Source organism: Ilyobacter sp. (assembly GCF_041583315.1).
In the GTDB taxonomy this organism is placed as follows: Bacteria; Fusobacteriota; Fusobacteriia; order Fusobacteriales; family Fusobacteriaceae; genus Ilyobacter.
Genome location: NZ_JBFHGC010000066.1, coordinates 1 through 7,705 on the forward strand (window position 1 = coordinate 1; position 7,705 = coordinate 7,705).

Consider the following 7,705-nt stretch of genomic DNA (forward strand, 5'->3'; position numbering starts at 1 on the left):
CTGTAGCCTTGCAGTATCTTTTAAGCTTGTTCCACCAAATTTTTGTACTATTAATGCCATTCTCCTTACCCCCTCGTATTAATTCCAAGAACGACTGGCTAAAACCTTATATATGTCTGATACCACTGCCGAAGCAGTTGCGTCCATTCCTGCTCCTTCACCGAAGAATATTGTTTTCCCTGTATAAGAACCGTCTATTTCCACAGCGTTATACACTCCCCCTACATCATATAGAAGTTCAGTATTCTCAACCAGCTGAGGAGATACTCTTACTATGAGTTTTCCATCTTCTTTAAACGCTTCACCTAAAAGCTTATATCTTTTACCAGCTGCCTTAGCCTTCTCCACATCTTCCTTGGTGATTTTGTCTATTCCTGTTATAGGGATAGTCGAAAACTCTTTCAGTTCTCCCCATGCCAGGTATGCAAGAACACTTATTTTATGTCCTGTATCGATACCGGCTACATCAAATGTAGGATCTGCTTCTGCATAACCTTTTTCCTGAGCATCCTTGAGTGCTTCTTCATAACTCATACCTTCTTCCATCTTAGAAAGCATATAGTTGCATGTCCCGTTTAGAATACCTCTTATTCTTTGGAATCTATTTGGGAAAAGTCCCTCTTTAAGAGGTGTTACAACTGGTATTCCCCCTGCAACAGCTGCTTCAAAGAAAAACTTAACATCGTTTTTTTCTGCAAGTTCAAAAAGCTCTTTTCCGTGAGTGGCTATAAGATGCTTGTTTGCACACACTAGATTTCTTCCTGATCCCAATATCTCTTTTGCTATCTCAAAGGCTATTCCTATTCCACCGATTAGCTCTACAACAGTATGAATATTTTCGTCTTGCAATATCTCTTTATAGTCACTTGTAAAATTAAATTTCCCAAATGGAAACTCTCTATCTTCAAGGTCACATACTTTTACAACTTCGATTTTTTCTCCAAACATAGATTCTAATCTATCTTTTTCAAGTGTAAGAATTTTTAAAACTCCTTCACCTACAGTACCTAATCCTATTACTCCTAACTTCATAGTTTTCCCCCTTTTGCAAGTACCTCTGCTATCTGTACGGTGTTTGTTGCTGCACCTTTTCTTAGGTTGTCTGCTACTACCCACATATTAAGACCGTTTTTTATGCTCGGATCCTTTCTGAGTCTTCCTACAAATACCTCATTTTTTTCATCTGATTCCGTTGCCATGGGATACACATTGTTTTTAGGGTCGTCATATAACACAACTCCTGGAAAATCCTGCAGTGCTTCTCTCAGCTGTTGAATATCAACTTCTGATTCTGTTTCTATGTTTATTGAAACTCCATGACAGTTGAGTACAGGAACTCTGACACAAGTTGCCGTTATCGGTAACTCTGGTAGTTCAAGAATCTTTCTAGTCTCATTTATCATTTTTTCTTCCTCTTTAGTGTAGCCATTATCTAAGAATACATCTATATGCGGAATGCAGTTATTTTTTATCGGATAAGGATAAAATCTTTTCCCTTCCTGAAGTTCCTCTATACCGTCTCTTCCTGACCCTGAAACAGCTTGATAAGTACTGTATACCACTCTCTTAAGTCCGAATAGGTCCTGTACAACTTTTAATGGAAGCACACACTGTGTCGTTGAGCAATTTGGATTTGCTATTATCTTACTTTCTCCTATAGCCTCTGGATTCACCTCTGGTACAACTAACGGAACCCCTTCCGTCATTCTCCAGGCACTTGAGTTGTCCACTACGATGGCTCCTCTTTCTGCTGCTTCAGGTGCAAACTTTTTACTTGTTTCTCCCCCGGCAGAAAATAGTGCTACATCCACCCCTACAAAACTTTCAGGTTTAAGCTCCTCTACAACTACTTCTTTACCTCTAAAAACCATCTTCTTTCCAGCTGATCTAGCTGAAGCCAAAAGCTTTATTTCTTTAACAGGAAACTCTTTCTCTTCAAGTACCTGTAACATTTTTCTTCCTACCATACCAGTTGCCCCTACTACCGCTACAACATAACTCATTGATAATCCCCCCTAAAAAATTTAAATATATAAAAAGAGGTTACAAAAATGTAACCTCAAGAAAACAATCCGTACGCAAAAATAACGCGTGGGTTTTCCTCCGTCCTTTTACCTGAGAGTGTTACTCCTTCGGTGACTGATCAAACAGTTCTCTCCTGAGGTTCGTCCAGCATAGGTCCATTTACCTGAAAGATTTACTTCTTCGGTGGCTGCTTTTAGCAGCTCTCTCCCTATACCTTCATCCGATTATATTAAGCTGTCAATGACTCGACAAATATTTACTTTGTTGAACAATATAATAATAGATTTTCAAAGAAATGTCAAAAGTTTTTTTCATTTCTTTAAAACTATTTTGCTCCCACCGGTAAAAATTATACTTAATCACTGTCAGCTCTAGCCACATATTGCTTTGGCTAAAAAATATCTTTGCTTGATGAGGTTTTAACTATTTAGTTTTATAAAAAAAAGCCCGTTTAGAACATATGTTCTAAACGGGCTTTTGATACTTTTTAGACCCTATCCCACTTAGAAACATACCACATTTTTATTAATCCAAAATGGGTCTGAATCAGTGAAAATCTGATTACAAACCCTACCTAATAATTATGGTGGTCGTGGTTATAGTTAGTCTAAACATAGTATTTTCTCTCCTCTATAAGTTTGTGACGAATTGCATCACAACTTTTATTTTTATTTTCCAAACATTTTTACTGTTTTTTATCACTTTGTCCTTCTAGGAAGAACTTTTATGTATAATAGCAGTTATAAGTCATTAACGTCAAGTTAAAAAATTTTAATAAATAATTATCTGCAATACAGAATTTTTATTGAATTTAGACAGAATTTCAGATCTGTTTCAGAACTTCAAACTTCTATAAGTCAATAAAAACAAAGGTTAACATACGTTTGACCATTGCAAACTTCTTTAATCCACACAAATTTAATAAAAGTTTAATGATCTTTTAATTGATAACATCTACATCTATATACCAATTATTCACTACAAATAAAAACTAATTTTTTTTAAAAAAATATTAGTTTTTTTCCCATTAGATGAAAAAAAGGCGTCCGAAGACACCATTTTTTTATTTTTCTTCTATTAAATTCAGTTTAGCTACTCTGTTAAATATCTCATTGAGAGATTTAAGTAGAGTAAGTCTGTTGCTTTTTAATGATTCATCTTTATCCATTACCATTACACTGTCAAAAAATCTATTTATTATATCTTTACCAGCCAGAATATTTCTAAAGAACTCTTCATAGGATTTCGTCTGAAGATTAAGTTCTGTTTTAGAATCAAGATCCACATAAAATTTATGAAGTTCCTTTTCAGCATCTTCTACTAATAGTTCAGTCGAAACTGATCCTTCAGGATGATCTTTGGAAATATTTCCTACTCTTTTTAAAAGAAGTACCAGGTCATTGAATCCATCTTCCTTAGAAACTCTCTCTAGAGTCTCTATTTTTTCAGATGCCTCGAGAAGGACGTCACAGTCTACACTAAGGACAGCACTGATTACATCTTTTCTGTGCCCTTTATCTGCAAAGACATTTACAGACCTTTGTCTGAAAAATTCCATCATCTCATCCAAAACCTCTTTTTTAGGTCTCTTGAGAACATTATCCTCTTCTAAAATATCAAGCATTTTAGAAGTAAGTTCCTTCAAAGAGATGCTAAGTTTTGAATTTAAAATAATATTTACAATTGCAAGAGCAGCTCTTCTTAGGGCAAAAGGATCTTTAGAACCGCTAGGAATCATCCCTATACCAAAACATCCTACAAGGGTGTCCATTCTGTCACATATCCCTGCAATTATTCCCTCTATACCCTGAGGTAACTGGTCTCCCTGGTATCTAGGATAATAGTGTTCCTCTATACCTTTTGAAACTACTTCTTTCTCCCCGGCCTTCAGTGCATAGTCTGCTCCCATAAACCCTTGAAGTTTCGTAAACTCTTTTTCCCCTATCATGTTTGACACTAGGTCAGCCTTTGCCAGGTGAATAGTTCTCAGAATATCCTCTTTTGAATCATTCAGAGACAGCTTTTCTGTCATATATTCAGCCAGTTTTTTAGTTCTTGAGATTTTTTGTGCTATAGTTCCCAGGTCCTTCTGGAATACTACAGTAGATAGTTTTTCCACAAACTCTTCCAGGGATTTTTTCTGGTCTTCCTGATAAAAGAATCTCGCATCAGAAAGTCTTGCAGAAAGAACTTTTTCATTACCTTTTCTTACATGCTCAGATGAAGAGATACCATTTCTGATAACTACAAATTTAGGCAAAAGTTTTCCCTGATCATCTAAAATAGGGAAATATCTCTGATGAACCTGCATAGATATAATCAGAACTTCCTGAGGAACCTCCAAAAATTCAGAGTTGAAAGTCCCCACTATAGGATAAGGATATTCTATAAGGTTTGTTACCTCATCTAAAAGCTCCGGTTCTATAAGTACCTGCTCCCCAGTCTTTGTACATTTCTCCTGGATCATATCCAGAATCATTTGTTTTCTTTCTTCTATGTCCACAATTACATTATTTTCTCTAAGTTTTGAGAAATACTCATCAATTGAGGTTACTTCAAATTCTTCACCAAAAAATCTGTGACCTTTTGAGTTCAGAGCACTTTTTATTCCTTCTATTTCAAAATCTATCTGCTCATCGTCTGCCATTGCCAGGAACCACTGAACAGGTCTTGCAAATTTAAGGTGCAGATCAGACCATCTCATAGATTTCGGAAATGTAAGACCTGTGATAAGATCTTTTAGAAGTTGAGGAAGAAGTTCTTTTGTGTCTTTTCCCTCTATAAATTTTCTTACAGCAATATATTCTCCCTTGGGAGTCTCTAGAATCTCTAGATCAGTTGGGTCTATCCCCTGAGATTTTGCAAATCCAACTCCGGCTCTTGTAAGTTCACCGTTTATATCATAAGCTACTTCCTTTGCAGGACCTGTATTTACTATATCAAGGTCTTCCTGTCTATCTGAAACTCCATCTACGAGAAGCACCAGTCTTCTCGGTGTTCCAAAAGTTTTAAGGGTTTCAAATTTTACTCTTTGACTCTCAAATTCACTCTTAATATATTTTTCTATATCATTCAGCGCAGGCTTTAAAAACCTTGCAGGTATCTCTTCCATACCTATTTCCAATAGGATCTTCACGTCATTCTCTCCTTTCTTGCAGCGAGATTATATTAGTTTGACTCTTTTTTCAACAATGGATAACCAAGATCTTTTCTGTTTTGTACAAATACCTCTGCACATCTTTTTGCCAGGTTTCTCACTCTTAAAATATAAGACATTCTCTCAGTTGTTGAGATGGCCCCTCTTGAGTCCAATACATTAAATACATGAGAACATTTCAACACATAATCATAAGCAGGGAAAACAAGCTCATCTTCTAATGCACTGAGAGCTTCCTTTTCATAATCATCAAACCACTGGAAATGGAGACCCAGGTCTGCCTTTTCAAAAGAATACTTTGAATTTTCATACTCATACTGGAATCTTATATCTCCGTATTTTACTCCCTTTGTCCACTCAAGATCATAGACACTTTCCTTACCCTGAAGGTACAGTGCGATTCTCTCTAGACCATAGGTGAGCTCTGCAGGAACTACTTCTAGCTCAAGTCCTCCTACCTGCTGGAAATAAGTAAACTGAGTTATCTCCATTCCATCAAGCCATACTTCCCATCCTAGTCCCCAGGCTCCAAGTGTTGGAGATTCCCAGTCATCCTCTACAAATCTGATATCATGCTTTTGAGGATCAATCCCGAGAACTCTAAGACTTTCTAGATAAAGTTCCTGAATATCTTTTGGTGATGGTTTCATTATTACCTGAAACTGGTGATGCTGATATACTCTGTTTGGGTTTTCTCCGTATCTTCCGTCTTTAGGTCTTCTAGACGGCTCTACATATGCTACATTCCAAGGCTCTGGCCCCAGAGACATAAGAAATGTATTGGGATTGAATGTCCCTGCTCCTGTCTCTATATCATAAGGATTGCCCAAGATGCATCCTTTGGAACTCCAGTACTGTTGGAGTGCAAATATCATTTCTTGAAAGGTCATTTACTTTCCTCCTCTATACTTTTCTCATTTTTTTTCGTTGCTATGACAGATTCTAAAATAATAAGAGCTACTCCTACGTTTATCCAGACATCTGCCAGATTAAAAACGAAGCTCCAAATCCCCCTGAAATCTATCATATCCACAACAAAACCTCTGAAAATTCTGTCGAGCATATTTCCGATAGCACCGGAAAGTATGAAGGAATATGCAAAATTTTCTAATATATTTCCTTTTTTCAAATTTCTTGCCAGATATATTATTATTCCGACTATTGCTGCTACTGTCACAAAAGAAATAATGTTGATTTTCCCCTGGAGCATCCCGAAGGCAACCCCTCTGTTTTTTACATAGGTTAAATGCAAAAAATCATACAGCAGAGCTATGCTTTCTCCCTCTACCATTCTGCCGACTGTCACAAATTTTGAAATTTGATCCACAGCTATCAATAGGAGGATTAACAGAAGATATAACATAAATTCACCTTCTTAGAAAAATTTTATTTTTAAAATCATGACGGGAAATTCCCGTCATGATTTTTTTTATTTAGTCAGAACTTCTGAACATCTAGGGCAGATTGTAGAATGCTCTTCTATCGTTCCTAGTTCTGTAGAATACTTCCAGCATCTTTCACACTTTTCTCCTTCAGCATGGAGCACTTTTACAAACATACCCTCTATTTCTTCTGCTTCAGTGAAACTTTCATCATTTTCTGTGACTATTTCAAGAGACGATACAATAAGTACTTCCTCTATGAGCTTTCTGTTTTCTTGGAGAAGTTTTGCCATATCTCCGTCAGTTATCTTCATCAGTACTTTTGCATCTAGGGAATTTCCTATTATTCTGTTCTCTCCCTGTCTTGCTTTTTCAAGAGACTTATTGGCCTCTTTTCTGATTTTTATAATCTGATCCCACTTCACTGCAAGCTCTTCATCAATATACTGGTCGTTATTTCCATACCAGCTGGATAACAGTACTGATTCAGCATCTTTTGAAGTTTCAGGTATTTTACTCCAGATCTCTTCAGCTGTGAATGACAGGACAGGAGCTATCATCTTGTTCATAGATACCAGTACTTCATACATAACTGTCTGAGCAGCTCTTCTGTCTAAAGAATCTCCTTTTTCAGCATAGAGTCTGTCTTTGATTATATCCAGATAGAAAGCCGACATATCTATTCCTGCAAAATAATGTATATCGTGGAACAGGTTATAGAACTCATATTTATTATAATTTTCAGTTACTTTTCTTTTTAGGGTTTCAAGCTTGTGCATCGCCCATCTGTCTATCTCAGGAAGATCTTCATAAGAAACTCTGTCTGTATCAGGATCAAAGTCACTTGTGTTTCCTAGTATATATCTGGCAGTATTTCTTACTCTTCTGTAGGCTTCTGCCATCTGTTTCAGGATATTTTCTGAGATTTTTACATCTTCTCTGTAATCTACAGAGGCACACCACAATCTTAATATATCTGCCCCATAGGTCTTGATTACATCGTCAGGAGACATTACATTCCCCATAGATTTAGACATTTTCTTACCTTCTCCGTCATTTACGAATCCGTGGGTAAGTACCTGTTTATAAGGTGCGTCTCCTGTAGATCCTATAGATGTCAGAAGTGAAGTCTGGAACCACC

At 36.6% G+C, this 7,705-nt stretch carries 6 protein-coding genes and 1 riboswitch; all 6 genes read right to left on the reverse strand.

Going from position 1 to position 7,705, the window contains the following annotated elements:
- Positions 1 to 78 precede the first annotated feature (78 nt).
- Positions 79 to 1,032 (reverse strand): homoserine dehydrogenase, encoded by a 954-nt coding sequence (locus tag ABZA26_RS03790; protein WP_372713187.1) that lies wholly within the window; start codon positions 1,030 to 1,032, stop codon positions 79 to 81.
- Entirely contained in the window at positions 1,029 to 2,003 is a 975-nt protein-coding gene (locus ABZA26_RS03795; RefSeq protein ID WP_372713188.1) for an aspartate-semialdehyde dehydrogenase, read from the reverse strand. Before ABZA26_RS03795 ends, ABZA26_RS03790 begins: the two co-directional genes overlap by 4 nt.
- 163 nt (positions 2,004 to 2,166) lie before the next feature.
- Positions 2,167 to 2,245: riboswitch (glycine riboswitch) on the reverse strand.
- A gap of 843 nt (positions 2,246 to 3,088) precedes the next feature.
- On the reverse strand, positions 3,089 to 5,161 hold the full coding sequence (gene glyS, locus ABZA26_RS03800; RefSeq protein ID WP_372713189.1) for a glycine--tRNA ligase subunit beta: 2,073 nt from the start codon (positions 5,159 to 5,161) through the stop codon (positions 3,089 to 3,091).
- A 32-nt stretch (positions 5,162 to 5,193) separates the two neighbouring features.
- Positions 5,194 to 6,072: a glycine--tRNA ligase subunit alpha gene (glyQ, locus tag ABZA26_RS03805; RefSeq protein WP_372713190.1), complete on the reverse strand. Its 879-nt coding sequence runs from the start codon at positions 6,070 to 6,072 to the stop codon at positions 5,194 to 5,196.
- Positions 6,069 to 6,545, reverse strand: a complete 477-nt coding sequence (gene lspA / locus ABZA26_RS03810) for a signal peptidase II (RefSeq protein WP_372713191.1) — start codon at positions 6,543 to 6,545, stop codon at positions 6,069 to 6,071. The genes glyQ and lspA overlap by 4 nt, the downstream gene beginning before the upstream one ends.
- A gap of 66 nt (positions 6,546 to 6,611) precedes the next feature.
- The coding region (locus ABZA26_RS03815) for a class I tRNA ligase family protein (protein WP_372713192.1) at positions 6,612 to 7,705 on the reverse strand (1,094 nt) is incomplete at its 5' end.

Excerpts from the sequence above, each read along its gene's own strand:
- ABZA26_RS03790 (WP_372713187.1), bottom strand. The coding sequence starts at position 1,032 with ATGAAGTTAGGAGTAATAGGATTAGGTACTGTAGGTGAAGGAGTTTTA.
- ABZA26_RS03795 (WP_372713188.1), bottom strand. The coding sequence starts at position 2,003 with ATGAGTTATGTTGTAGCGGTAGTAGGGGCAACTGGTATGGTAGGAAGA.
- glyQ (WP_372713190.1), bottom strand. The coding sequence starts at position 6,072 with ATGACCTTTCAAGAAATGATATTTGCACTCCAACAGTACTGGAGTTCC.
- lspA (WP_372713191.1), bottom strand. The coding sequence starts at position 6,545 with ATGTTATATCTTCTGTTAATCCTCCTATTGATAGCTGTGGATCAAATT.